General features: G+C 69.7%; 24 protein-coding genes. 20 read left to right on the top strand and 4 right to left on the bottom strand.

All coding sequences use genetic code 11. The annotated features are described in order from the left end of the window. Positions 1-415 precede the first annotated feature (415 nt). Together ACZ55U_RS25010 and ACZ55U_RS25005 are read right to left on the bottom strand one after the other, a co-directional pair. The gene (locus ACZ55U_RS25010; RefSeq protein WP_465529128.1) at positions 416-1,450 is read right to left on the bottom strand and encodes a C40 family peptidase; all 1,035 of its coding nucleotides are present in this window, start codon (positions 1,448-1,450) and stop codon (positions 416-418) included. 648 nt (positions 1,451-2,098) lie between these two features. Continuing rightward, positions 2,099-2,542, bottom strand: coding sequence for a helix-turn-helix domain-containing protein (locus ACZ55U_RS25005; protein ID WP_465529126.1), 444 nt, complete (start codon positions 2,540-2,542; stop codon positions 2,099-2,101). Positions 2,543-2,851: 309 nt separating this feature from the next. On the opposite strand from ACZ55U_RS25005, the gene ACZ55U_RS25000 reads away from it, so the two are divergent. The 11 genes from ACZ55U_RS25000 (at position 2,852) to ACZ55U_RS24950 (ending at position 14,953) form a co-directional block, all read left to right on the top strand. Further along, a complete protein-coding gene (locus tag ACZ55U_RS25000; protein ID WP_045700742.1) occupies positions 2,852-3,169 on the top strand; it encodes a hypothetical protein in 318 nt (105 codons plus the stop codon). Positions 3,170-3,176: 7 nt separating this feature from the next. After that, on the top strand, positions 3,177-3,926 hold the full coding sequence (locus tag ACZ55U_RS24995; RefSeq protein WP_465529124.1) for a DUF8175 domain-containg protein: 750 nt from the start codon (positions 3,177-3,179) through the stop codon (positions 3,924-3,926). A gap of 34 nt (positions 3,927-3,960) precedes the next feature. Beyond that, on the top strand, positions 3,961-5,733 hold the full coding sequence (locus ACZ55U_RS24990; RefSeq protein ID WP_465529122.1) for a hypothetical protein: 1,773 nt from the start codon (positions 3,961-3,963) through the stop codon (positions 5,731-5,733). Then, positions 5,730-7,268 (top strand): SCO6880 family protein, encoded by a 1,539-nt coding sequence (locus ACZ55U_RS24985; protein ID WP_465529120.1) that lies wholly within the window; start codon positions 5,730-5,732, stop codon positions 7,266-7,268. The genes ACZ55U_RS24990 and ACZ55U_RS24985 overlap by 4 nt, the downstream gene beginning before the upstream one ends. Beyond that, positions 7,268-8,761, top strand: a complete 1,494-nt coding sequence (locus tag ACZ55U_RS24980) for a VirB4 family type IV secretion system protein (RefSeq protein WP_465529118.1) — start codon at positions 7,268-7,270, stop codon at positions 8,759-8,761. The genes ACZ55U_RS24985 and ACZ55U_RS24980 overlap by 1 nt, the downstream gene beginning before the upstream one ends. Position 8,762: 1 nt before the next feature. After that, positions 8,763-10,574 carry a type IV secretory system conjugative DNA transfer family protein gene (locus ACZ55U_RS24975; protein WP_465529116.1) on the top strand — a complete coding sequence of 604 codons (1,812 nt, stop codon included), beginning with the start codon at positions 8,763-8,765 and terminating at the stop codon, positions 10,572-10,574. Beyond that, on the top strand, positions 10,571-11,356 hold the full coding sequence (locus tag ACZ55U_RS24970) for a DnaB-like helicase N-terminal domain-containing protein (protein ID WP_465529114.1): 786 nt from the start codon (positions 10,571-10,573) through the stop codon (positions 11,354-11,356). Before ACZ55U_RS24975 ends, ACZ55U_RS24970 begins: the two co-directional genes overlap by 4 nt. Beyond that, positions 11,353-12,186 carry a hypothetical protein gene (locus ACZ55U_RS24965; protein ID WP_465529112.1) on the top strand — a complete coding sequence of 278 codons (834 nt, stop codon included), beginning with the start codon at positions 11,353-11,355 and terminating at the stop codon, positions 12,184-12,186. The genes ACZ55U_RS24970 and ACZ55U_RS24965 overlap by 4 nt, the downstream gene beginning before the upstream one ends. After that, positions 12,183-13,226: a DnaB-like helicase N-terminal domain-containing protein gene (locus tag ACZ55U_RS24960; RefSeq protein ID WP_465529110.1), complete on the top strand. Its 1,044-nt coding sequence runs from the start codon at positions 12,183-12,185 to the stop codon at positions 13,224-13,226. Before ACZ55U_RS24965 ends, ACZ55U_RS24960 begins: the two co-directional genes overlap by 4 nt. Beyond that, positions 13,223-13,489 carry a hypothetical protein gene (locus ACZ55U_RS24955; protein ID WP_465529108.1) on the top strand — a complete coding sequence of 89 codons (267 nt, stop codon included), beginning with the start codon at positions 13,223-13,225 and terminating at the stop codon, positions 13,487-13,489. Before ACZ55U_RS24960 ends, ACZ55U_RS24955 begins: the two co-directional genes overlap by 4 nt. Positions 13,490-13,972: 483 nt before the next feature. Beyond that, the gene (locus tag ACZ55U_RS24950; protein WP_465529106.1) at positions 13,973-14,953 is read left to right on the top strand and encodes a hypothetical protein; all 981 of its coding nucleotides are present in this window, start codon (positions 13,973-13,975) and stop codon (positions 14,951-14,953) included. Positions 14,954-15,144: 191 nt separating this feature from the next. On the opposite strand, the gene ACZ55U_RS24945 is transcribed toward ACZ55U_RS24950, so the two are convergent. Together ACZ55U_RS24945 and ACZ55U_RS24940 are read right to left on the bottom strand one after the other, a co-directional pair. Then, on the bottom strand, positions 15,145-15,375 hold the full coding sequence (locus tag ACZ55U_RS24945; RefSeq protein ID WP_465529104.1) for a DUF397 domain-containing protein: 231 nt from the start codon (positions 15,373-15,375) through the stop codon (positions 15,145-15,147). Next, complete coding sequence (locus ACZ55U_RS24940) at positions 15,372-16,232, bottom strand: helix-turn-helix domain-containing protein (RefSeq protein ID WP_388043771.1); 861 nt, start codon at positions 16,230-16,232, stop codon at positions 15,372-15,374. The genes ACZ55U_RS24945 and ACZ55U_RS24940 overlap by 4 nt, the downstream gene beginning before the upstream one ends. Positions 16,233-16,451: 219 nt before the next feature. Between ACZ55U_RS24940 and ACZ55U_RS24935 the strand changes: the two genes are divergently transcribed. The 9 genes from ACZ55U_RS24935 (at position 16,452) to ACZ55U_RS24895 (ending at position 23,056) form a co-directional block, all read left to right on the top strand. Then, the gene (locus ACZ55U_RS24935) at positions 16,452-16,907 is read left to right on the top strand and encodes an ATP-binding protein (RefSeq protein WP_369184141.1); all 456 of its coding nucleotides are present in this window, start codon (positions 16,452-16,454) and stop codon (positions 16,905-16,907) included. Positions 16,908-16,995: 88 nt separating this feature from the next. Beyond that, positions 16,996-17,520, top strand: a complete 525-nt coding sequence (locus ACZ55U_RS24930) for an NUDIX hydrolase (RefSeq protein WP_465529102.1) — start codon at positions 16,996-16,998, stop codon at positions 17,518-17,520. Between the two features lie 32 nt (positions 17,521-17,552). Beyond that, positions 17,553-19,436, top strand: a complete 1,884-nt coding sequence (locus tag ACZ55U_RS24925) for a radical SAM protein (protein ID WP_465529100.1) — start codon at positions 17,553-17,555, stop codon at positions 19,434-19,436. Beyond that, the gene (locus ACZ55U_RS24920) at positions 19,433-20,065 is read left to right on the top strand and encodes a hypothetical protein (protein WP_465529098.1); all 633 of its coding nucleotides are present in this window, start codon (positions 19,433-19,435) and stop codon (positions 20,063-20,065) included. The genes ACZ55U_RS24925 and ACZ55U_RS24920 overlap by 4 nt, the downstream gene beginning before the upstream one ends. Beyond that, positions 20,062-20,796 (top strand): hypothetical protein, encoded by a 735-nt coding sequence (locus ACZ55U_RS24915; RefSeq protein ID WP_465529096.1) that lies wholly within the window; start codon positions 20,062-20,064, stop codon positions 20,794-20,796. The genes ACZ55U_RS24920 and ACZ55U_RS24915 overlap by 4 nt, the downstream gene beginning before the upstream one ends. Positions 20,797-20,801: 5 nt before the next feature. Beyond that, on the top strand, positions 20,802-21,434 hold the full coding sequence (locus ACZ55U_RS24910) for a nucleoside/nucleotide kinase family protein (protein ID WP_465529094.1): 633 nt from the start codon (positions 20,802-20,804) through the stop codon (positions 21,432-21,434). A gap of 12 nt (positions 21,435-21,446) precedes the next feature. Beyond that, positions 21,447-22,304: a protein kinase domain-containing protein gene (locus ACZ55U_RS24905; protein WP_465529092.1), complete on the top strand. Its 858-nt coding sequence runs from the start codon at positions 21,447-21,449 to the stop codon at positions 22,302-22,304. 107 nt (positions 22,305-22,411) lie between these two features. Then, on the top strand, positions 22,412-22,549 hold the full coding sequence (locus ACZ55U_RS24900) for a hypothetical protein (protein WP_369184148.1): 138 nt from the start codon (positions 22,412-22,414) through the stop codon (positions 22,547-22,549). A 111-nt stretch (positions 22,550-22,660) separates the two neighbouring features. Further along, positions 22,661-23,056 (top strand): hypothetical protein, encoded by a 396-nt coding sequence (locus ACZ55U_RS24895; RefSeq protein ID WP_465529090.1) that lies wholly within the window; start codon positions 22,661-22,663, stop codon positions 23,054-23,056. The last annotated feature ends 15 nt before the right edge of the window (positions 23,057-23,071 follow it).

Below are 23,071 nucleotides of genomic sequence, written 5' to 3'. Positions count from 1 at the left end.
CACCGACCTGTCGGAGCGCCAAGCGACTTGTTCCGTATGCATCGTCAGCGACGAGCAGCCCGATCGACGGGGCGAATCGCGATCTTCACTCGAAGGGGTGGTGCTTGAGCAGCTTCGCATGCGCCGGCCCGGATAGTGCAGTAGCTCCACGACTGTTGAATCACGTCCCGTGCTTACGTTGGGGCGCATCCGTCTGGCGGATCTGTTCCAGGAGTCATCCGGACGATTTGCCAGTTCCATCCGAAGAGCCCCCGCACTGGGCGGTCGAAGTCGCTCGCTCTGACGTCAACTCGGCCCTAGCAGGCAAGGGCAGTCAGCAGCTATTTCGTGGTCAGACGGCAGTGGCAGCCTCACCTTCGATTGCCTTGGTGGGGGCGTCGGTCTGCGCTCGCGAGAAGCCTAGGAGGAGCCGAAACTACGAGGGAACGATCCGCCGGAAGGCAACCGCCTGCTTGTCCCAGTATCCGCCGGTGAAGTTGGTGATCTGGATGTTCTTGCCCGTCCGCGGCGCGTCCAGGACGAGGTTCGACCCGAGGTACATCCCGACGTGTCCGGGGGAGGTCGGGGTGCCGTCCGTCCCGGCCAGGAAGATCAGGTCGCCCGGCTTGAGCTGCGCCGCGCCGTAGACCGGCGTCCCGTCGAAGACCTGCTCGAACGTGGTTCGGTGGATTGTGATGCCGGCGGCCTCGTAGGCGCGCAGCATCAGGCCGGAGCAGTCGTAGCTCGGATCGCCGGTCCCGCCCCACTGGTAGGGCATGCCCAGCTTCGAGATGCCGAACTTGATCGCGGTGACGACCTGGACGGGTGTTCCGGCGGGGAGGGTGAAGCCAGCGGGGAGGCTGATGGCGTCGGTCGTCGTCTGGCCGTCGCCGTTGCCCTGTGAGCAGCCCGTGGCGTTCCCGCTGTAGGTGGCCACCAGCTGCCGGGCGGTGTTCTCCCACTTCGCATAGGCGTCGGGGAACGCGCTCGCCTGGACCCGTTGGGCGGCCACGGTGACCGGCAGGGTCTCCCAGCCCGGAACCTTCACCAGCGCGGCGTAGAACTTGGTCGCGGCGTAGACGGGGTCCAGGATCTGGGTGGGCGAGCCCCACCCCTGCGACGGGCGTTGCTGGAACAGCCCGAGCGAATCCAGGTCGCCGGAGCTGAGGTTCCGCAACGTCGACTCCTGCAGGGCGGTCGCGATTGCGACCACCGCCGCCTGCGGCGGCAGCTGGAGCTGGACCGAGACCTGGTAGATGATCTGGCCGTTGTTGATCTGCTCTGTGGTCAGTTGCTGTCCGTCCGCGGTGACCTGCCCAGGTGCCACCGGCTTGAAGCAGCCCAACCCGCCGTTCGTGGCGGAGGCGGCGGGGGTGGCGGCGGCGGTTCCTCCGCCGGAGAGCGCGATGCCAAGGACCACCCCGAAGGGCGCCAGGACGCCTGCCAGGGCCAGATGGGCTGCCTTCTTCACGTGCCACCTCTGCGGCCGACGCCGCTGAGCAGCGCACAGCCGATTCACATCAGCTAATCGGATTTGCTCGAACCATAGGCTGATGCGGACCACTTTGGTCAACCAGAGTGAACGTGATCAATGCCACTTCTTAGCCAAAGTGAATGCTCGCGGGTGTACCTCATCCTGGACGGCTTGCGAGAGGCGTAGGGCTCGGGCTGCTGTGAGGCGGTTGTGGCGCGCGCTGGGGGCGGCTCAGGCGCCGGGGCGACCGAAGAGGTGTTGGAGGGCTGCGGGCCTCAGGTCCGGGAAGGCCAGGCGAAGGGCTGCCTCGGCGACCCCCTCCGCCTCGGCCGCATGGAGCCGGATGTCCGCCATTGCGAGCGGGCGCCGCCTTGGCGGCGCTCCGGCTGTTGTCGGCGGAGCGGCTGCCGCCGGCGACTGCTGGGACGGCTGCGAAGGTGTGCCGTGGTCCAGTTGTCGATTGCCGCAGAGCTGCGACGCGCTCATGAAGATGCCTCCCTGTCGGGAGGCAGTCATTGGAGCGGGCGACGGTAGTCGGCCGGTCACTCCTCCCGGCTCGCAGAACTGTATGCGAATGGACACCGGGAGTGTGCCGACTGTGTGAACTTGTGATGATCAGGTGGATGGAGTGGCGTGTGGGGCTCGTCACTCGGGTGTGGCGCCGGAGTCGGGCAAGCCCTCCATCGCCCGTGCCGATTGGATCATGGTGGCGATGGCCGCCATGCTGCGTTCCGAGAGGCCGTCCATGTCGAGCACCATCTGTCGGATCGACGCGCTGCGCAGTGCGCTCGCGAGGCGCAGCTGCTCGTCCGTCCGCTTTGCCGTCTCCTCCTCGTAGAAGTAGAGCGGGGAGACGCCGAAGAAGTCCGCAATTGCCTTGAGGCGACTGTGTGTTGGGTCGGTCCGCTTGCCCTTGCGCAGCTGCCACAGATAGGTGGCTCCGAGGACCTGGTGGCCTGCCTTCTCGTTGATCGCTTGGGCGACCTCGGGGTTGGTGTACGGACCCCGGTCGGCGGGGTGGACCGTCGCGAACAGGTGCTCCAAGCGGCTCGCGACCGAGCCGGCCCCGGCGGATTCTTCGACTGGCATGACGCGGGTAGCACTCCTTGCTGCTGACTGGGTCTCATCGTTGCGCACAGTGACGCCGATTAGCCACCGTAAACAGAGAGTGGTCGGGTGAGGCTAGTCACATTCACTTTGGTTGACGCGTCCGGCTTGCGGGCGTTTATCGTTTGCTCACGGCCGAAATTAGCCAGAGTGAATCGCACTGTCCTCATGTGCTGAACCCAGGTGAAGGCCGCTTCATCCGCCTCCCCGTGCCCTACAGCAGGGGTGGCCCCTTCTGGCCAGGACAGATCCTGCGGGATCGCTGGCATGTCTGCCTTCCGGGAGCCCGGTATGTCCCTCACCCTGCAAGCCGTTCACCACCTTGCAGACGTCCACTACCTCGCGGATATCCAGAATCCCGCGCCGGCCGACCCGACCAACGGCAGCAAGGGCGCGAACCTGCTCCTGTCGTACGCGAAGTGGGGCGCGCTGATTGCGTGCGCTGTCGCCGCCGTGGTCTCCGGCGGCCTGATGGGCATAGGCCACCTCTCCAACCGGCCCGACAGCGCGGAGAAGGGGAAGCGTTCCCTGGTCTGGTCCTTGGGCGGCGTCATCGTGACCGCATGCGCCATTCCCGTCGTGAACACCGTGTTCGGCGCGGCGGCCTAAGCGCGCCATGAACCAGTTCCTCGACCACCGCCCCCGCCGCCGGATTCTGCCGCTGCTCCTCCTCGGTGTCGCTGGCCTGCTCGCCTTCGTCGCCATCGGGGTCGCCATCGAGTCCGGCAGCGAGCCCCGCGGGCCCAAGGTGTTCACGCCGCCGGCCGCCATCCCGCCACCGGGTTCGGTTACCGGCGTGGACTCCACAGGGTCGCCCGCTCCAGGGCTGACCGGCCCGCTCCAGCTTGTTCGCGGAGAGCGCCTCGTCAACGGGGTGCAGTTGGGCTTCCCGCATTCCACGGTAGGCGCTGTTTCGGCGGCGGTCGAGTACTGGCGTCAGCTCGGCTCCACCCTTGAACCCGACCGCGCCGCAGCCGTTGCCCGGCTCGTCGCCGTCGACTCCTGGTCCGACGCTGCGGACACCCTCGCCAAGGGGCCGGTCGCCACCCGAAAGGGGCTCGGCCTGCCGCAGAGCGGCCAACTGCAGCCCGGCGCCTCCGTCGTCCTGTCGCCCATCGAGTACCAGGTGCGTTCGGTCGGCCCCGACAGCGTCCAGGTCCTGCTGTTGGCCACCTACACCACCAGCGTGCCCGGCACCGGGATGCAGACGCGCATGGGCGTCTATCCGCTCGACCTCACCTGGTCCGCGAACGACTGGCGCATCCCCGCCCCCTCGGGCAACTCCACCACCGACTACACCAGCCTCGTCGCCGAGCCGGGCAGCCCCCAAGCTGCGGCCAAGGGCTGGCAGGAATTGAAGCGATAACCATGGTCACCAGCACCACCACCAGGGGGCTCGCATGGCCTGCGGCCTGACCAGTCCCCTCGACTGCGTTCCTGGCATCGGCGACACCGTCCTCGGCGGGCTCGCCGGCGACGCCGCCGGCAAGGTGGCGAGCAGCGCGTGGGACTCGATCTGCAAGTCCTTCGCGGACGCCGCGACCGAGCTGCTCAAGACGTTCGCCACGGCCTTCGTCAAGATTCCGGCGCCAGACCTCGCCAGCAACGGAGTCAGGAGCGTCTACGCGATATCCCTGGGTGTCGCCGCCCTCGTCGCCTGCCTGCTGGTCGTCTTCCAGGTCATCCGTACGGTGATCACCCACGACGGCCGCCCGCTGGCCACCGCCGCCGTAGGCGTCGGCAAGGCGGCGCTGGCGTTCCTTCTCACCCTGGTCGTCGCCTCCACCGCGTTGGCGGCAAGTGACGAACTGACGAAGTACATCGTCGACAACTCACTCGGCGGAGAGCAGGCCCTCAGCGACAAGATCGCCAAGCTCGTCTCCTACACGCCGGGGACGGCGGCCTCACTCCTGCTGATCATCGCCATTATCGGCATCCTGCTGACGCTGGTGCTCTGGTTCGAGATGCTCCTGCGCAATGCGGCGATCGTCGTGCTGGTCGCCACCTCGCCGATCTCGGCGGCAGGCCAGGTGTCCGACTCGACCAAGACCTGGTGGTCCAAGCTCGTCTCCTCCACCGTCCAGCTGATCATCCTCAAGCCGATCATCGCCCTGGTCTTCGCCCTGGGCTTCAACGTCGCGGGCGACTCGAAAGACCTCCAGACGACCCTGTCGGGGATGCTCATCCTGCTGCTCGCGGCCCTGGCGTGGCCGGCCATCGCGAGGTTCTTCACCTTCGCGAGCGTCCAGGTCGGCGGCGGTGCCGGTCTCGCCGCTCTACTCGGCTTCGCCGGAGGCCGACTCAGCACCGCGGGCGGTCCGCCGACCGGCGCCTCGCCGGATTCGTTCGGGCAGGAGAGCGCTGGCCGCACGATGAACAGCTTCGCCAGCAAGGGCGGAGGCGCCGCCGGTGGTGCCGGTGGTGCCGGTGGTGGCGCGGCAGGCGGTGCGGCAGGTGGTGCGACCGGTGGCGCCGGAGGCGCTGCGGCCGGTGGAGCCGGCGCCGCAGCTGGCCCGGTCGGGATGATCGCCGTCGCAGCGGTTAAGGCCGCCCAGCAAGCGGTCAACTCCTTGGCCGGTGGCATGGAGAAGATGGCCGGCCACGCCGGGGTGCAGGGTGCGAACCCGTACGCGGCGCAGCCTGCTGGCTACGTCAACCGCCATGCCAGCGCACCGTTGCCCACGGCGGGCGGTCTGCTGCCCGACCAGCCGACGCCGGACTGGTCGGACCAGCAGGAGCCGCCGGTCGAAGAGGTGGGACCAGCCAGCGCGCAAGCCGATCACCAGCAGGCGCTCCAGGACATCACCCCGGACCTGCCGGTCGCCGGTGCTCCGCGCAGCGACCCGCCCACCATCGAGATGCCTCCGGTGTCCGCAGGCCCGAGTGCAGGTTCGTCGGCAGGTGCGGACTCTCCTGCCGGGCCTGAGACGTCCACCCAGGTACCGGCCGCTGCGAACCGCTCCGCCTCCAGCGCCGCACCGCTTCAGGCCGGCCAACCCGCAGCCGGTCGGCCCGAGTCGGCTCAGGGGCAGACCGCGCAGACCGCGCCCGCACCGGCCCCGGCAGACCGCCCCGGTGCGTCCCGCACCCAGGCCGCTCCGGTCGAGCGCCCTGCTGCTCCTCCCGCCAAGACCACCCGGCCTGACCACTCCGAAGGAGGAGGCAAGTCATGAGTACCGAGACCGCTACCCGCACCTACTTCGGGTGGCAGCAGGAGAAGGTCAACTTCTTGTTCGGCCTCTCGGGACAACGGGCGGCGATGGTCGGCACCGGTGTCCTCGGACTGATCTGGCCGTTCGCAATCTCCTACATCCGGGCCGGACTTGTGACGTGGCCCGTGTCGTTTGTCCTCTTCCTACTCGCGTTCGTCCGGATCGCCGGCCGTACGGTCGATGAATGGGCGGTCGCCTTCATGTCCTTCGAAATCCTCCGCTTCCGCGGGCAGAACCGTTTCCTCTCCGGCGCCTTCGCACCCCGTGTGTCCGAGACGGACGAACCTCGGCTGGATCTGCCCGGCATCCTCGCCCCGTTGGCGATCCTCGAAGCAGACGGGGGTAGCGGTGCTCCGATCGCGGTGATCCACCACCGTCTCGACCGCACCTACACGGCGGTCGCCCGGGTGCGCGTCCCCGGCATCGGCCTTGCCGATTCCAGCAGGCGTGACCAGCGGGTGGCCAACTGGGGCTCGCTGCTCCAGTCCCAGTGCACCGAGGGCAACGCGATCATCCGGATTCAGGCGCTCCAGCGGATCGTCCCGGAGTCCGGCGCCGCGCTCCAGCGCTGGCACGTTGACCACGTTGCCGCCGAGGCGCCCGCCGTCGCGGTCGACGTCACCAAGTCGCTGCTCTCCACCGCCACGCTGGCGACCAGCCAGCGGGAGGCGTACCTCGCGATCACGATGTCCGCCGCCCGTGCCGCCAGCCCCATCAAGGCGGCGGGCGGCGGCGACGCCGGTGCCGCCGCCGTCCTGGTCCGCAACCTTCGGGCCATGACGTCCTCGATCGCCTCCGCAGACCTCCAGGTCGAGAGCTGGCTCAACCCCCGCGAACTGGCCGAGGTCATGAGGACCGCCTTCGACCCGGACTCCGGCCGGATGCTCGCAGAGCGCCGCGCCGCAGCCACCTCCGCCGCCCTCCGAGGCGACCAGGCCCCCTTCGCGGCGGGAGTCAGCCCGACAGCGGCTGGCCCGTCCGCCGCCCACGCCTGGCGTGGCCGGTACGAGCACGACGGCGCCGTCTCGGTCACCTACGCCGTCCACAGCTGGCCGAAGAACAAGGTGTACGCCACCGCCCTCGCCCCCCTGCTGGGCGAAGGAAAGTACCGAAGGACCCTTAACCTCCACTTCGAGCCCCGCAGCCCGCGCGCCGCCGAGCGCGAGATCATGCAGGAGCGGACGGCCCGCGAGGTCGCCGTCAACATGCGGCACAAGACCGGCCAGATCGTCCCGGAAGCGGAGAAGCAGGCACTGCGCCGCGCGGAGGCCCAGGACCAGGAGCGCGCCGCCGGCCACGGCATGGTCCGTTACACCGCCTACTGCACCGTCACCGTCACCGACCCCGCGGACCTTGAGGACGCCTGCAGCGAGCTCCTGGCCGACGCCAACAGCGGCAGCATCGAACTCCAGCGCATGTGGATGGCCCAGGACGTGGGCTTCGCGATCGGCGCGCTGCCAGTCGGCATGGGCCTGCCCAAGAAGAGGGCGGCCTGATGTTCCGTCGCCGATCCACCACCGACCTCCCCGTCCTCGACCTCACCGACGTGCTCGGCCGCCCGGTACCGGTGCAGCCGAAGCCCGTGCCCCGGAAGGCGCCGAAGGTGCGCCGGGAACCGGTCGCGCCCCGGCGCGGCTACGCCCGCCCGTTCGCCGGGCGAGCATCGCGGATGCCCGAGGTCCCGGTCTACAGGGGGAGCACCGGCCAGGTCCAGGGGCTGTATCCCTGGCTGTACGGGGCCTCCATGCCTCCGGCCGGCGCCTACATCGGCGTCGACTGCCTCTCCGGCGGCGCCTTCTCCTGCCATCCGATCGAGTGGCTGCACCGTGGGTTGATCACAAATCCTAATTTGCTGATCACCGGAGTTCCCGGCACCGGCAAGAGCGCGACCATCAAGTCCTTGGTGACCCGCCTGGCCGCCTACGGCGTTCGGTCGTTCATCCTCGGGGACATCAAGAACGAGTACGCGTCCCTGGCGCGGGCGTTCGGCGTCGAGCCGGTCGAACTCGGCCCCGGGCTGCGGAACCGGCTCAACCCGCTGGACAGCGGACCGCTCGGCACCAACCTGCCGTCCGACCCGGAGGAGTTGCGCGAGCGCCTGGACGAAGTCCACCGCCGCCGGATCACGCTGCTCTCCTCCCTGCTGGTCGTGCGCCTCGGCCGCAACCTCACACCGACCGAGGAAGCCGCACTCTCCCTCGCCATCAAGCACGCCTCCGGCCAGGCCACCGGCGCCAGCCACCTGACCGACCCGACTATCCCTCAGGTCTGGGCCCTGCTGCGCGACCCGCTGCCCGAGATGGCCCAGGACCTGCGCGTCCGCGACACCGACGTCACCGAGCTGCGGGAGATGATCCGTCCGGCCGCCGACGCCCTCGGCAACATGGTCAGAGGCTCCTTGTCGGGCCTGTTCGACGGACCCACCACCGTCCGGCCCGACTTCGGCGCGCCGATCCAGACCGTCGACCTCTCCCGGATCGACGGGCGCGGCGACGAGACCGTGGCCATGACCCTTGCCTGCGTCAGCAGTTGGGGCCAAGCAGCGATCGACGAGCCGGGCGGGCCCGTGCGCCTGATCGTGCGCGACGAGCTGTGGCGCGCGATGCGCGTGCCGGCCATGATTCGCAAGCTCGACTCCGACCTCCGGCTCTCCCGCGCCCAGGGCACCATCCAGGTCCTCAGCACGCACAGATTGAGCGACTTCGAGGCGGTCGGCGCCCAGGGCAGCGAAGAGGTCAGCATCGCCCGCAACCTCATCTCCAGCTGCGACGTGCGGATCTGCCTGCGCCAGGACACCGCACCCCTGGCCATGACCCGCGACGTGATCGGCTTGACCGACACCGAGTGCGCGCACATCGCCTCTTGGAGCGGTGAACAGATCGGTCGCGCGATCTGGAAGATCGGCAGGAACTCCAGCCACGTTGTGCAAACGATCTTGAGCCCGGCTGAGCGGCAGTTGTACTACACCAACGAGCGGATGGCTGTGTGAGATGGCCTCCGCCTCGAACTCCACCGTCGCGCGGCGGCCGGTGCTGGACGGCCCTGCGGACTACTTGATCGTACTGCTGATCATCGTGGTGGTCACCGTCACCGTGGGGACGTGGGCCACCGGCCAGGTCGCCGGGTTGATCACCCACGCCTCCTGGCCGGCGGTCCCGTTCGGCGACGCATTCAGCGTCGCCAAGCAGCTGCCGCACCACCTGGACGACCCGAGAGCAGCCTGGCCGGGGCAGGTCCGTCGTGACCTGCCCGGCCCGGCCGGCTTCGCCGTCGCCGCCACGATCGTTGCCAGCACGATGGTCACCGCTGGCGCCTTCGCCCTGCGCCGTCTCCGGCGGAGCCGTTCAGTGCGCGGCTTCGCCTCCGTCTCCCAACTGTCGAAGACCCTGTCCGCCGCCGCGGTGGTCAAGCGTGGACCCATCGTCCGGCCCTCGCTCAAGGGCCACCGGATCACCGCAGCCGACGTCGCAGTGCAGCTCGGCCGCACCCTGGCCGGCATGCTGCTCTGGGTCTGCATCGAGAACTCCGTGCTGATGCTGGCCGCCCCGCGCCAGGGCAAGACCAGCCAGGTGATCATCCCCTGGATTCGTGCGTGGCGCGGTCCCATGCTCATCACCAGCGTCCGAGCCGACGTCCTCGACGCGACCGCGCTGATCCGACGCGGCCTCGGCCCGACCCTGGCGATGCTGCCGACCGGCATGGTCGAGTGGCCCGACCAGGTGCAGTGGTCGCCCACCAGTGGCTGCGAGGACTTCGGCAAGGCCATGCAGCGGGCCGACCTCATGGTCAAGATCGGCAAGAGCGAGACCACCGACTCCTCCGGCGCGGGCTTCTTCGGCGCCACCGCGACCTCTCTGCTCGCCGGTTGGCTGCACGCCGCAGCCATCACCGGCCGCAGCATGGAGGACGTCCTGCGCTGGGGCTTCAACGCCCACCTCGAAGAACCGATCAAGCTGCTCGCCGAGTCCCGCCGCGCGGAACCCGGCGTCGCCGAGATGCTCGACGGCCTCTACCGCAACCCCGGTGACACCCGGGCGAACCTCTTCGCCACCGTGCAGACCGCGCTGACGCCCCTCTTCTCGCCACTGGCCCGCGCCACCTTCGTCCCCAAGGCCGGCCAGGGCATCGACATTGAGGACTGGCTGCGCAGTAACGGCACCATCTACCTGCTGGTGGACAAGGAAGACGCGACCGCGCTCGCCCCCCTGATCTCCGCCTTCGTCTCCGAGGTCTTCGGCACCGCCAAGCGCCTCGCTGACCGCTCTCCCGGCGGCAGGCTCGACCCGCCGATGGGAGCGCTGCTGGACGAGGTCGCCAACGTCACGCCGCTGCCGAACCTGCCCGACCTGATGTCCTTCGCGGGCGGCTCAGGCATCTTCACCGTCGCCGTGCTCCAGAACATGGCCCAGGCCCGCAAGGTCTGGGGCCGCGAAGGGGCCGAGATGCTCTGGGGAAGCTCCACCGTCAAGATCGCCCTCGGCGGCCTCGGCGGCGACGAACTCGAAGAGTTCTCGAAGTTGGCCGGGATCTTCCGCGAGTCCCTGACGACCTACCAGAGCGGCGCGCAGGGCACCACGATGCAGACCACCCTCCAGGACCGCAAGACCGTGACCCCGGACGAGATCCGCACCCTCGACGAGGAGAAGCGCGAAGCCCTGGTCATCCACGCCACTACCCCCATCACCAAGGTCCGCATGCAGCGCCACTACGAAGGCCCCGACCGCAAGCTCTACGAGGAAAGCAACGAGTGGGCGAAGCGGTACCGGGCGGGCGACGTCGACTTCATCAAGGACGCCGCATGACCGCCCGACCCGTGTGGAGCGGGCACCAGGCCGTCGCGCAGACCGATGCCGACCGGCGTTGGGAGTCCCGGTTCGACCAGCGGCACCGTCGCGGCCTGCTCCGCCGCCCAGAGACCCCCACCGACTACAGCCTGCGGTGGAGCGGGCCGGTGCGCGGAATCGACGGCGCCCTCTACCACGCCGGCGAGGACCACGCGGGTGCTCCGGTGATCTCCGTGTTCAGCCCCGGCTATCAGGAGGTCGTCCCCGTCTCGTGGGCAACGGACGACTGGGCCGAGCACCGGGCGCTCACCGATGGGCAGTTCGTGGCCCTCAGCGACTGGCGCAGGGCACGCGCGGACTACGAGGACCTGGTGCTCGCCTACCTCATCCAGCGCCCGCGTGAGCTGAACGACCTCGGCAGGTGGGTGCCGGTGGACACCTTCACCACCCACGTCCGCTACGGCATCTTCGAGGCCATGCTGGCGCTGCACACCGACGCGGAACCGGTCACCCCCGCCGCCGTCGAGGAGCGCGTGCGCCGGAGCATCGAAGAGCTGTCGCCCCGCCTTGCGCAACTGATCGCCGACACCATGGACACCCCCGCCTACCTTCGGCGGCTCATGCTCACCCCGAGCACGTCGATCGAAGCGCTCGACGCCGCTGTGTACCTCGTGATGGCCGACTGGAAAGCCGCATCGACCGCCGACCGTACGGACACGAGGCACCAGTACACCAGGCTCCCGGACGACCCCGCCGAGACCAGCCCGTACCTGCCAACCCAGCTCCAGGAACAACCATGACCGAGCCCGCGATCACGCCGATCGGAAGGGTCAAGCACCGCCCCCACGCCCGCATCCGCCGCTCGCGCGGGCGCCGTGCCACCCCCGGACCCGTCACCGGCACCAAGCCGGCCGCCACCGAGGCGAGCCCCCGCACCCGGTTGGTCGAGTGGCACACGATGACCGGACCCGAGCGCATCGCGGCCTGGGGCGGCCTCTGCGACTGGGTGACCTGGCTCCACGATCGCTACGAGCTGGCCGTGGAGTCGAGACTGCCCCAGTGCTGGGCGGAGCACCCCGGACTGATCGAAGAGCTGTGGGCGCTCAAGGTCTGGCGGGAAGAGATCTACGGCGCCGCTCCGGAGCAGCAAGTAGGCCAGGCGGCGCGTTACTGGCACGCCGAACTGCGGACCGTGGTGGCCAACGCGACCGCCGTCTACGCCACCGCATGCCGAACCGGGCACCGTATCTCCGACGTCCGAGCCGCTGACTCCCCGGACCTCCTCAACCGCTGGACCGGTGCCGACGCCTGGGCCGGAATCCCCAGCCGACTTCTGGCAGCCCACGCGGACACAGCCGAAGCCGGCAGTCCGGACCGGCTCACCGCAGCCCAGATGGAAGACGCCCGGACCCGCGGACTCGCCACGCCGATCAGCCCCGGAATCCCCGAGTACGTGAGGTTCGCCGACGCCTGGTGGGCCGTCGACATCGACGGCGACTGGCTGCGCGTCGTCAACCCGGAACTGCTGGAGCGGCTCGAAGACGCTGCCGCCCGGATGGCCGCCGCCGACAACGCCGCCCGCCGCTACCGCGAAGCCACCACCGGAACGAAGTCGAGGACAACCCGATGACCCACCCCGACCTCGTCCTGCGCGCGGAGCAAGCCGTCATTGGTGCCGCACTCCGCGACCGCCAGCGGCTGGACGACATCGCCTACCTCACCCCCGACCGCATGGCCCACCCCACCCACCGCGCCGTCCTGACCGCGCTGATCGACTCGCGGACCAGCAGCCCGACCACCCCGACCGCCCAACTGCCGGAGCTGATCGCCCAGCGAACCGCCATCCCCGGGGTCACCGCCGACTACCTGCGCCGTCTCGCCGACGCTGCGCCGCAGCCCCGCGCCATCGCGAGTTACGCCCGCATGATCCAGGAGTCGGCCGTCCGCCGGGACCTCGCCCAGCACGTCGACCGACTGCGGACAGCAGCTCCGGGGCTACGCGGACCGGACCCGGTGCTCGACCGCCTCGCCCAGGCGATGAGGCACACCGAGCACGCCGCTCCGGTGGCCAAGTACAACGAGCCCGCCCCGGCGCCGTACGAGGTGCGGGCGAGGCCGGCGGGGGAGGGGGAGATCCGGTTCGAGACCCGACTTGAGCGCCAGGACGCCGTACTGGCGGACCTGCTTCAACACCCGGAGCAGATCCGGGAGGTGAGCACCTGGTTGTACCCCGAGGTGTTCGAGGAAGGCCCCCGCCGCGAGGTCTACGAGGCGATCGTGGTCGTGGCGGAGCGGGGCGAACCGGTCGACCAGCTGACCGTCGAGTGGGAGGTCTACCAGCAGGACCCCCAGGCGTACGAGGTGACCGTCGAGGTCCGTGTCGAGCAGCGTGAGGAGCGCCCCGACTACCTCGCCCGCCTCGCCGCCACCGCGGTCGTCGTCGGTGCCGCCATCGAGCTGTCGGGGGAGATGATGGCGGAGGACATCCGGACGAAGCTCGCCACGGACTTCGCCGCCGTCGACGTCACCGCTCACACTTCCGGGGCGGAGCCCAAGACGGGCCTTGCCGTCAGGACCGTCACGTCGACCGCTCCGGTGGAGCCGGCACCGCTTCTGCAACCACCGCCGGTGCAGCAGGCCCCCAGCATCCAGCCGAACATCCGGCCGTGAGGGGGACCATGATGACCAACTCCGACGCGGGCATGATGGCCGACCTCAGCCACGCCGTCATGGACGCCGCCCTCGCGGACGGCAGCGCCCACCACCTCAGCGAGACGATCACGGACTTCGCCTGGTACCGGTCCAGCTGGTGGATCTTTGACCGGGCCGGCTGGTGGGAGGTCACCAGAGCCGATGTCGCGGCCGGACTTGACCTGATGGCAGCGAACATGCGCCTCGCTGACGAGGCCGTGCGGCGGAGCAGCAGGGGGTGAGGGTGTCGGCGGGCTGCCCTCACCCCCTGCTCAGGCAGTGCTGTCCTCCGTCGCTGGCCCGTTGGTGGAGCGCATCGGTCAGCTCGCTTGCCGCCGTGGCCGATTGACTAGGCGCCTGGAGGGGCCCGGCCAACTGCCGGACCCCCTTTCAGCTCGGCAGTGCCGCCGCCTGCTACATGTGATGGACCAGCCACACCATCGCATCGATGGCGTACTGTCCCACCGCACCAGCTGCGCCGCAAACGAACCCGTACCTTACGACTCGAAGCCACCGACCGCGGCTGGCTGCCTTGCTAGTCGTTGCCATCAGACCTCCAAGCGAGAGCTGTTCTTCTCGGAGGTCTGGCGACCCCCGATGTCCAGACTTCAGCCCCGCAGAGTCCGAAGGTCAGAAGTTGTCTGGAGATGACCGCAGTTGAGGCCAGTCGCGTGGCATCCTCTCCTTGTCAAGCTTCATCAACTTTCATCAACGGCGGAGGCTCCATGCCGATTCGGATGCCCGGACAGGACGAGTTGCCCAACGGTCCGCACCGCCAGCTACTGGAAGCAGTCCACGAGCTCTATAGGAACGCGGGCTACCCTGGACTCCAAAAGACAAGCTCAGCAATTCGTGCCAATGATGATTTTCACGACACGATCAGCCACGAAGGGATCAGTAAGATCTTGAGGGGGGAAACGCTCCCCCAGCGGTGGCTTAAGCTCGACGCCCTCGTGCGGCAACTTCTTATCTGGCATACAGGGCCGGCGGGCGTTCCCGGCGAGGTCGCACGAATCCGAGGACTGTGGGTAGCAGCCATCGGCATGGCCGAAACCCCAGGACTTGATAGCTCCACGCGAGAGCGAGAAGAAGTTAGGAAATCACCGTCATCTAATGTCCGTAGTTCTCGGGTCGAGACGGTCACGATTACCATTCAAAGGCCGGAGCGACGCAATTTTTTTGCCGCTGAGATTCGTCAATATCGGGACCTTGACCAGGGCCCAACCTCGCAGAGGGACTTTATTGACCTTATCAACAAGGCGGCCGAAAGCTCCGGAATGGACGTGCGGGATTGGCACGTACAGTCAACGGGGGATGGCGCCATCGGAATCCTGCCGCGCGATGCATACGAGCCCTATCTAGTGGAGCACTTCACAAGGGCACTTGCGGCGGGCCTCCGCCGCCGAAACCTTCGACATACTCCGGCGAGGCGAATGGGCATCGGCCTCGCAATCGGGTTCGGCATTGTTCGATTCGGCGATCACGGATTCACGGGCAGGCGGCTTGTAAATACCGTCAGACTCCTCGATCACCCGGAGATGAGGAGGTCGCGGCAGGGCCTAACCTTGGCGTTGGATGATCGAGTGTATGAGGATAGCATTGTTGAGAACTTCACGAGCTTCCCTCGCGGGAACTTCCAAAGAATCACCGTCGACGCAAAAAGAGTGTCGATTCCTGGCTGGATTCTCACCGACGACGACATGTAGGGATGCGGCCTCGCCTCCGGGCGAGGCCGCATCCACGCGGTTGCGGCGTAACGGCCTCCGCCCCAAGTCGCGCTCCCGGACCGTCAGATGTAATCGGTGAAGTCGCTCCCGGTGTGCTCGATGTAGGCTGTCGAGCTGGCGCGTGCGGCATGTGCGACCTCCCGGAATCGGTCCACGGTGCGCGGGGGTTGTCAGGGCCTGCGGAGTTCGCCGCGCAAGATGCCCGCCACGAAGACGTCGTACTCGGTGTCGTCGAAGATGTGCGGCGGCTTCTGCTTGTTCTTCGAGTCTCGGATCGCGACGATGGCGCTTTCGAGGAAGGCGACCTCTACGCAGTTGGTTCCGCCGCTGCTGGCGGTCTGCCACTCGGCTCTGGCGAGTTGCTCTTCGAGCCAGGCAGGGTCGAGGTCGTTCTTGTTCATGACGCGAGTTCCTTGGCGATCGTCTTGAGTAGGGACAGGGATGCCTTCTGACCGAGGGCATCGGATTTCAGGTGGTTGCTGGTGGTGCGGTAGACCTCGACCGACTCCGGGTCGGTGAGGTGGAGCCGCGCTCGGGTGGCCTCTATGGTGACCGTGTCGTTGCCGGTGGCGAACGACATCAGCATGAACGGTCCGTCCATGCCCGCGTGCGCGCCGGCGCTCAGCGGCAGGACTTGGATGGTCGTGTTCGGGTCGCTCTTGAGAAGGTCGATGAGGTGCTCGACCTGGGCCTGGGCGACGGCCCGGCCGCCGACTTCCTGACGGAGGAGCCCTTCGGGGATCACGGACCATATGCGCAGGGCTGGTTGGCGCTTGGCCATGGCCTGGCGGTGCTCTGTGCGCATGGCGAGGAAGCGCTCGATGTCCTCGGCGGTAGTCCAGGCCCGGCTGCCTTCGACGATCGCCCGTTCGTAGGACGGGATCTGGAGCAGGCCATGCAGGGCGCCGGAGTTCCAGTGGAACAGGTCGAGGGCTTCCTCGATCTCGGTCAAGTAGTCACTGAGGGGGTCCTCGACGACGCCCTGGTAGCGCTGGTGCCAGTCCGGCTCGCCGGCGCGTCGGACCAGCTCGCGCCACTGCTCGCGCCGAGCCTGATCGTGGATCTGCAAGACCTCGAAGAAGTGGGGGAGTACCTGGAGCTTGACTCCTTGTGTCCCGTTCTCGATCTTGCTGACGGTCGACAGCGCCTTGTAGCCGAGGTGCTGGGCGGCCTCTTCCAGGCTCCATCCCAGCGCCTCGCGGGCACGCCGGATCTCTGTTCCCAAGCGCCTTCGGCGCGGGGTCGGCTCGACGGGCATCGCACCTCCTGACTCCGGAACCGCAGCTTTCTCAGGGAAAGCGTAGTGCCCGTGCCAGTAAGTGCATATGACAGTTCGCCAGAAGGAAAGGTTTTCCTCTCTGGAGACCTTGCCCTTCTGCCATCGCGGGTCCATCATCGAACTCCGGCCGAGCGCAGAGTGCCCCATTGGGTACGGAGCGCAACGGCAGCCCTGTATCCGAAGCCATCCGGAGGGCCCATGTCTGCCGCGACTGTCGACCAGCTCGGGGAGCTGCGCCTGGTCCTTCCCGTGCTGCGGCCCGAAGCGATGGGGCGCGTGCGCGAGATCGTGCGGGCCCAGCTGCGGATCTGGCGCAAGAGCGAGTTCGCAGACGTGGCGGAGCTGGGGGTGACTGAACTGCTGACCAACGTCCTCCTGCACACCGAAGGCGGGGGTGAACTGCTGGTGCGGGAGACCTCGAACGGCATCCGTGTCGGCGTCACCGACTTCGACGACCGGCTGCCGCTGGCCGGAGAGCCGGAGCAGGACGCGACCGGCGGGCGGGGGCTCCTCCTGCTCGCCAGCCTCGTGGGCGGGCTGGAGACCGAACTCCAGCCGCGCGGCAAGGAGATCCGGTTCAGCCTCCAGTGCGCGGGCCGCGAGGGCGAAAGCGCCTTCGTGGGGGCACCGGCGATGGCCGTGGCGCCCGGCTGATCATCCCATCGCACAGTGGTCCGACCGCCCTGGCACGGGCTGGGAGAAGGCGAGTTGACGGCCACTCAGTGGACCTAGACTCGTGGGCTTGCCCGTCCGGCGTGACCGCCGGACCGAAGGGCTGGAGCCGCGCTCCCGCAGGCTCCAGACGATCATTCCCGACCACGTGGAGGTTCCGATGCCCGAGAAGGTCACCAAGGAGAAGGTGCTCGTCTACGTCGTGCGCGACGGGCGGCTGCTGGTGTTCCGGCACACCGATTACTCCTACGAGGAGGTCGGCATCCAGGTCCCGGCCGGCAGCATCCGGCCCGGGGAGACCCCGGAGGCCGCCGCCCTGCGCGAGGCCCGGGAGGAGACCGGCCTGAACGACTTCAAGATCGTGCGCAAGCTCGGCGAGACCGAGTACGACATCAGCCCGTACCGGTTGGAGATTCAGCACCGGCACGTCTTCCACCTGGAGCTCACCGAGCCCACCCCTGAGCGATGGATGAGCCAGGAGGACCACGACGGCGAGCAGGAGCCCACTCACTTCGAGTGCTTCTGGATTCCGCTGGAGGCCGCGCACATCCTCCAGTCCGGCCAGGGCGCCCTGCTGGGACGCCTGTCCGACTAACCACCCGGTCACGGCAGCATGGGAGGCAGCCGATGCACCGCACCACCGAACAGCACCACCCGATCGACCGGCTCTACCGGAGCCTTCAGCCCGAGGACACCAGCACGGCGGTGTCGGTGATCGTCAAGCTGCGCGGGGAGACCTGTGACATCGACTGCCCCCACTGTTACGAGAAGCGCAAGGAGGTCCCCGGCGGAGCCCGGATCAGCGCCGACCAGATCGGACAGCTGTCCCGGCTCTTCCGGGGCCGCCCCCTCGCCGTCGAGCTCCACGGCGGGGAGCCGCTGACCGCCGGCCGCGAGGCCGTCGCCGAGGTCCTGCGCGAACTCGCGGCCCAGCCGCAGGTGGTGCGCGTGTCGATGCAGACCAACGGCGTCCAGCTCGACGCCGCGTGGCTCGACCTGTTCGACGAGCTCTACCCGCAGTTGCAGATCGGCGTCTCCCTCGATGGCGACGCCCAGGGCAACGCCTGGCGCATCGGCTACGACGGCAAGCCCGTCTACCCGCGCGTCGCGGCGGCCTTGGAGCTGCTGGCCGAGCGGGGCCGCAAGGTCGGCGTCATCACCACCGTGACCCCGGCCGTGCTGGGCCGGGCCGAGCAGGTCCTTGACCACCTCGCCGCCTTCGCGGCGGTCAACGCGGTCAGCTTCGTGCCCTGCTTCGACACCGCCATCCGCCGCTCCACCACGGTGCGGACCCGGCGCGTCCCGGCCAGCCGCCTGCTCCAGCAGGCCGCCCTCGCCGCGGAGGGCGGGCCGGCGTGGGCGATCCACCCGGACGAATACGCCGAGTTCGTGCTGGCCGCCACCGCCCACTGGATCGGCGCCGGGCACTTCAGCCGGATCAAGCTGGAGCCAGCCGTCTCCACGATCCGTCGCCTGCGCGGCTTAGGCAGCGGCTTCTGCCACTTCTCCGACCTCAAGTGCGACCACGTCTTCACCCTTTACCCCGACAACCGGTTCGGCTCTTGCGACGAACTGCCCTGGCCCCAGGCCCGCCTGGGCCAGCTCGACGAGATCACCGGCCAGGACGAGGCGGCCCGCCTCCAGCAGGGCAACCTGCTGCTGAACCAGGGCAAGGCGCTGATGGCCAAGTGCGTGGGCTGCGACTACCGCAGCACCTGCGGCGGCGGCTGCATCGCCACCCGCTGGCGACAGGACCCGGCCGTGGACGGCGACGCCTACTGCGACTACCGGATGCGCCTGGTCGACGGCATCGCCGCCCTCTTCGCCCAGCCCGCCCACCCCGAAGGCGCCTGGTGCCAGACGCTTCGCTGGCACCCCCGCACCCCGAACAGCATGCGTGATGTGAACGCCTTCACCGCCCGCTGGGACGACCCCGCCACGGTCCGCGCCGAGGTGAGGCTGCACGCCAGCGAGCACGGCAACATCAACACCGTCGGCCTTCCCGGCGTCCACGAGGCCGACGACCTTGATCCCGCCCACCCGAAGTGGCGCGAGGCGATCGAATCACGGGTCTGGCCCCTGGTCGACGTCCTCACCACGGGCTGGGGCCTGATCACCTACGACAGCTGCCAGGGCCACCAGTACGACGGCCTGGACCTGGACCCGGCCGAACTGCGGGTCGGCCTGTTGCCCCGCGACCGCGCCGAGTACGCCCGCACCGCAGCGGCCCTGTGCCGCGCGGCCGCCGCCGTCGCCTCCGCGCTGCCCGGCGGCGTCGAGGTCCGCGTCGCCCGCTCCGAGCTGACCTGCGAGACCTCCGGCACCACGGTCCCGGTCCTCGACCTCAGCCTCCACCCGGACCACCGCCAGGACTGGGACACCTACTTCGCCGACCTCGAAGCCGCCGCCCGTGCCCTGGCCACGGTGCTGGCGGCCGAGCACCCGGCGGGCACCGCGTGCGCCTGCCCGCTGCCGGCCCCGGCCGCCGTGGACCAGGCGGCGGCGGGATGAGGCCCGGCGACGAGGTGACCGTCCACCAGCTCCTCGGGCGGATCTCCTACTTCCACGCGCTGTTCATCGAACCCGCCCTCGCCTCGGCCACGGCCGCCACCAGCGGCGAGGCGTGCTGCAACCACCGCGCCCCGGTGCGGACGGTGCGGCCGGACGCGGGCGGGCTGCTGGCCCACAGCGCGTGGGCGGTCCTCGACGAGGTCGCCGCCACCCTCGGCACCAGGGCCGGGCGGTGCCCGTCGCACGGGACCGCCTGCTGTGCGACGTGCCGCGTCGCGGGCTCGGCCGCCGTCGTCGTCGAGGCGTGGCTGGCCACCGAACACCGCGCCTACCAGCGGCCCGAACCCCACGGCCCGATGCGGCAGGCGTGCCGCGAGGCCGCCGCCGCCCGTCTGACCCGTGTCTTCGTCTACCAGCACCACGCCCCCTGCCCCGCGGCCCAGGCCGGCGAGACGGCCGGTGCCTGGCTGCTGCCCGGGACGGACGAGCTGCCGCTGACCGGCGAACTCCTCGCCCTGTGGCGCGACCCGCTAGCCGGTGGCGGCAGCCCGGTCGTCAGCTGGCTCAACCACTGCACCGACCTCGACGACATCCGCCGCGTCCTCGACACCAGGAGGCCCACCCCGTGACGATCCACATCGCCGAGACCACCGGCGTCGGCAGCATCGAGAACTTCCTCGGCTCCACCGAGCGGCTCCACCTGGCCGCCCTGATGCACGACGTCCTGGCCGCCGCCGACGCCGACCGCTTCGGCGACGAGCGCCGCACCTCCATCCACGAGATCCCCGGCCACAGCCACGAGCAGGCGATGGCCGTCTACGAACCCGCCGGACGCGTCGAGATCCCCGGCATCCCCGCCGAGGCGGAGAAGATCCTCCAGGACGCCTTCGACCGCGCCCGCCCGGCCCTGGCACGGGTCATGCCCTCCATCACCGTGTGCCGCCCCTGGACGTACGTCGAGTACGGGGCGGGCCAGCACATCACCAGCCACCTCGACGGCATCGCCCCCGACCCGCTCGCCTGGCCCCGCCAGATCGCCGGCATCAGCGTCGTCATCACCCAGGCCGACGCCGGAGGCGACTTCTACGTCGAGACCGCCTCCAGCGACCGTCTCTGGTACCGCCCGGCCCCCGACCCGGCCGTCAACGGCTACGCGGAGGGCATGTGGCTGGCCCACGACGGCGCCGACAACTCCGCCGCCTGGTTCCAGCAGATGCCCCGCACCCGCTGGTCCGTCGACCCCGCGCCGGGCACCGCGCTGCTGTACGGCTCCCAGCTCGCCCACGGCACCCTGCCGGTCACCGCCGGGCGGTGCGCGAAGTTCATCAGCTGGCTCGCTGCCGAGGACCCGAGGAGCTGACCGCCGTGCTCATGGCTCTGGAAGGCTTACCCGGCGCCGGCAAGAGCACCCTGCGAGACCGGCTCCTCGCCGACGCCCGCACCGGCGGCGTCCCGCTCGACCACACCGGCCAGTTCTCCTGGCTCTCCCTGGCCGCCACCCGCACCCTGGTGCGGCTGCGGGCCGGAGAGCCGGCCGACGATCCGGAGCAAGCCGTTGAAGCGGCCTGCTGGGACCTCGCACTCCACGCCCGCTTCAACTTCACCCCGGCGCTCGCCCGCGGCCCGGTGGTCGCCGACCGGCTCAGCCTGTCCACCGCCTGCCTGCTCGCCCTGGTCCACCGGCGCCCGGTCGGCGAGTACGTCGAGCGCCTCGCCGAGCAGCAGCGGGCACGCCCGCAGCTGACCGTCCTGCTGACCACCGAGCCCGGCCTGTGCCAGGCCCGCCTCGCAGGCCGCGAGAGTGCCCCGCGCTTCACCGACCGCCCCGAGGCCGCCGCCCGCCTCGCCGACCTCTACCCGCAGGCCGCCATCGCCTGGACCCGCTGCACCGGTCTGGAGGTCTGGCAGCGGCCCTGCACCACCAAGGCCGACCTCGACCAGCTGGCCGCCGACTGCCTCGCCCACCTGAACGGCTCCACCCGCCCGTCCGCGACCTGAGGAAGCGAGCTGATGAACCTCCACCCCCTCCACCCCGCCGCCTGGGTCCTCGACCAGCTGCGCGCGGACGGCTGGCAGGTGAGCGACCTGCTCGCCTTCACCCGCGCCAGCACCCTGGTCACCGCCCACCGCGACGGCGACCGCCAGCCCGCCGTACTCAAGGCCGGCTTCGGCTCCAACCACGTCCTGGCCGAACTCCCCACCGACCAGCGGCCCGCCGCGTACGGCTTCTACTGGTACGCGCAGATGACCGACGCCGAACGCGCCCTGGCCCGCGAGGACTTCCGCCACGAGGCCGACCTCACCCGGGCTGCCTCCGGCGCCGACCACGTCGTCCCCCTGCTCGAACACGGCCACGGCGAGCGGTTCGACTGGTACACCATGCCGCTGTGCGACGGCGGCAACTTCCGCACCTTCATGGCCTCGGGCAAGGACACCGACGAGGGCCTGAACATCCTCGCCGACGTCGCCGAGGGCCTGACCGCCCTGCACCAGCGCGGCATCGTCCACCGCGACGTCTACCAGGAGAACATCCTCATCCACCAGGGCCGCGGCCTGATCACCGACCTCGGCGCCGCCCGCCGCCTGTCCACCGAACGCGGCCCCGAGCACCGCGGACCCGAGGTCCACTGGCCGCCCGAGTACCTCACCGGCTACCACCAGGCCGGCCCGGCCGCCGACGTGTTCAGCCTCGCCGTCCTGGTCTACCGCTACCTCTGCGCGGACATCCCCCGCCTCGGCGGCCACGCCAACCTCGCCCTCATCCCCGCCGCGCTGCGGACCCTGGTCGTCGCCGCACTCTCCGACCAGGGCGGCGACCGCCCCGCCATGAGCGACCTCGCCGCCGCCCTCCGCACCGCCTCGCACTGACCGGGAGGCCGCCGTGACCCGGGCGCGATCACCGCCCGGTGCCCGAGCACGCACCACCGCAACGGGCACGCACAACCATCCGATTCGCTCAGAAGGAGAAGGACCCCATGGACAACGACCGCATCTCCGAGTTCCTGGCCGACGTCGAGGGCCTGCGCGGTGAGGACGAGACCGTCCGCACCACCGCCCACACCTCCAGCGTCTCCGCCGAGGGCTGGCTGACCGCCGAGGGCGACGTCGCCTGAACACCCCTGACCGCCCGGCGCGCTGAATGCCGGCGGTAACCAACCTGGGGCCGGACCCGACCGCGGCGGGCCCGGCCCCGGGCCACCCCTCACCTGAAAAGGAGCCCGCACGTGGACAACCCCGGCCTCTTCGACTTCCTGCCGACCAGCCGCCTGCACGACGAGCGCACCGCCAAGATCCACACGATCCTCAACCCCGGGGCCCGGCCCCGGCCCACGGGCCTCGGGCCCGCCGCCGACTACTGCCTGGCCCACCACGCTCTCGAAGGCGCCGAAGCCGCCGCTCGCTCCGGCGAGCGGGCCGCCTTCGACTGGTACGCCGCCAACCCGCACGCCGACGCCGCCGCCAGCTCCACCCCCACTGTGCTCGGCCCGCGCGTCGTCGTCGCCCCCGACCTCGGCGACCTGACCCGTTCCCCGATCTCTGAGAGGGCGTTCGATAGGGGAATCCCCCCAACTGTCCGGCTTCCAATGGCGCGGCACGGACTCGGTTCCAGGATCTCGTAGCGGCCGGGCCCGCGT

The organism is Kitasatospora sp. NPDC034533 (assembly GCF_055575155.1).
This window is presented reverse-complemented; position numbering and strand designations above follow the sequence as displayed.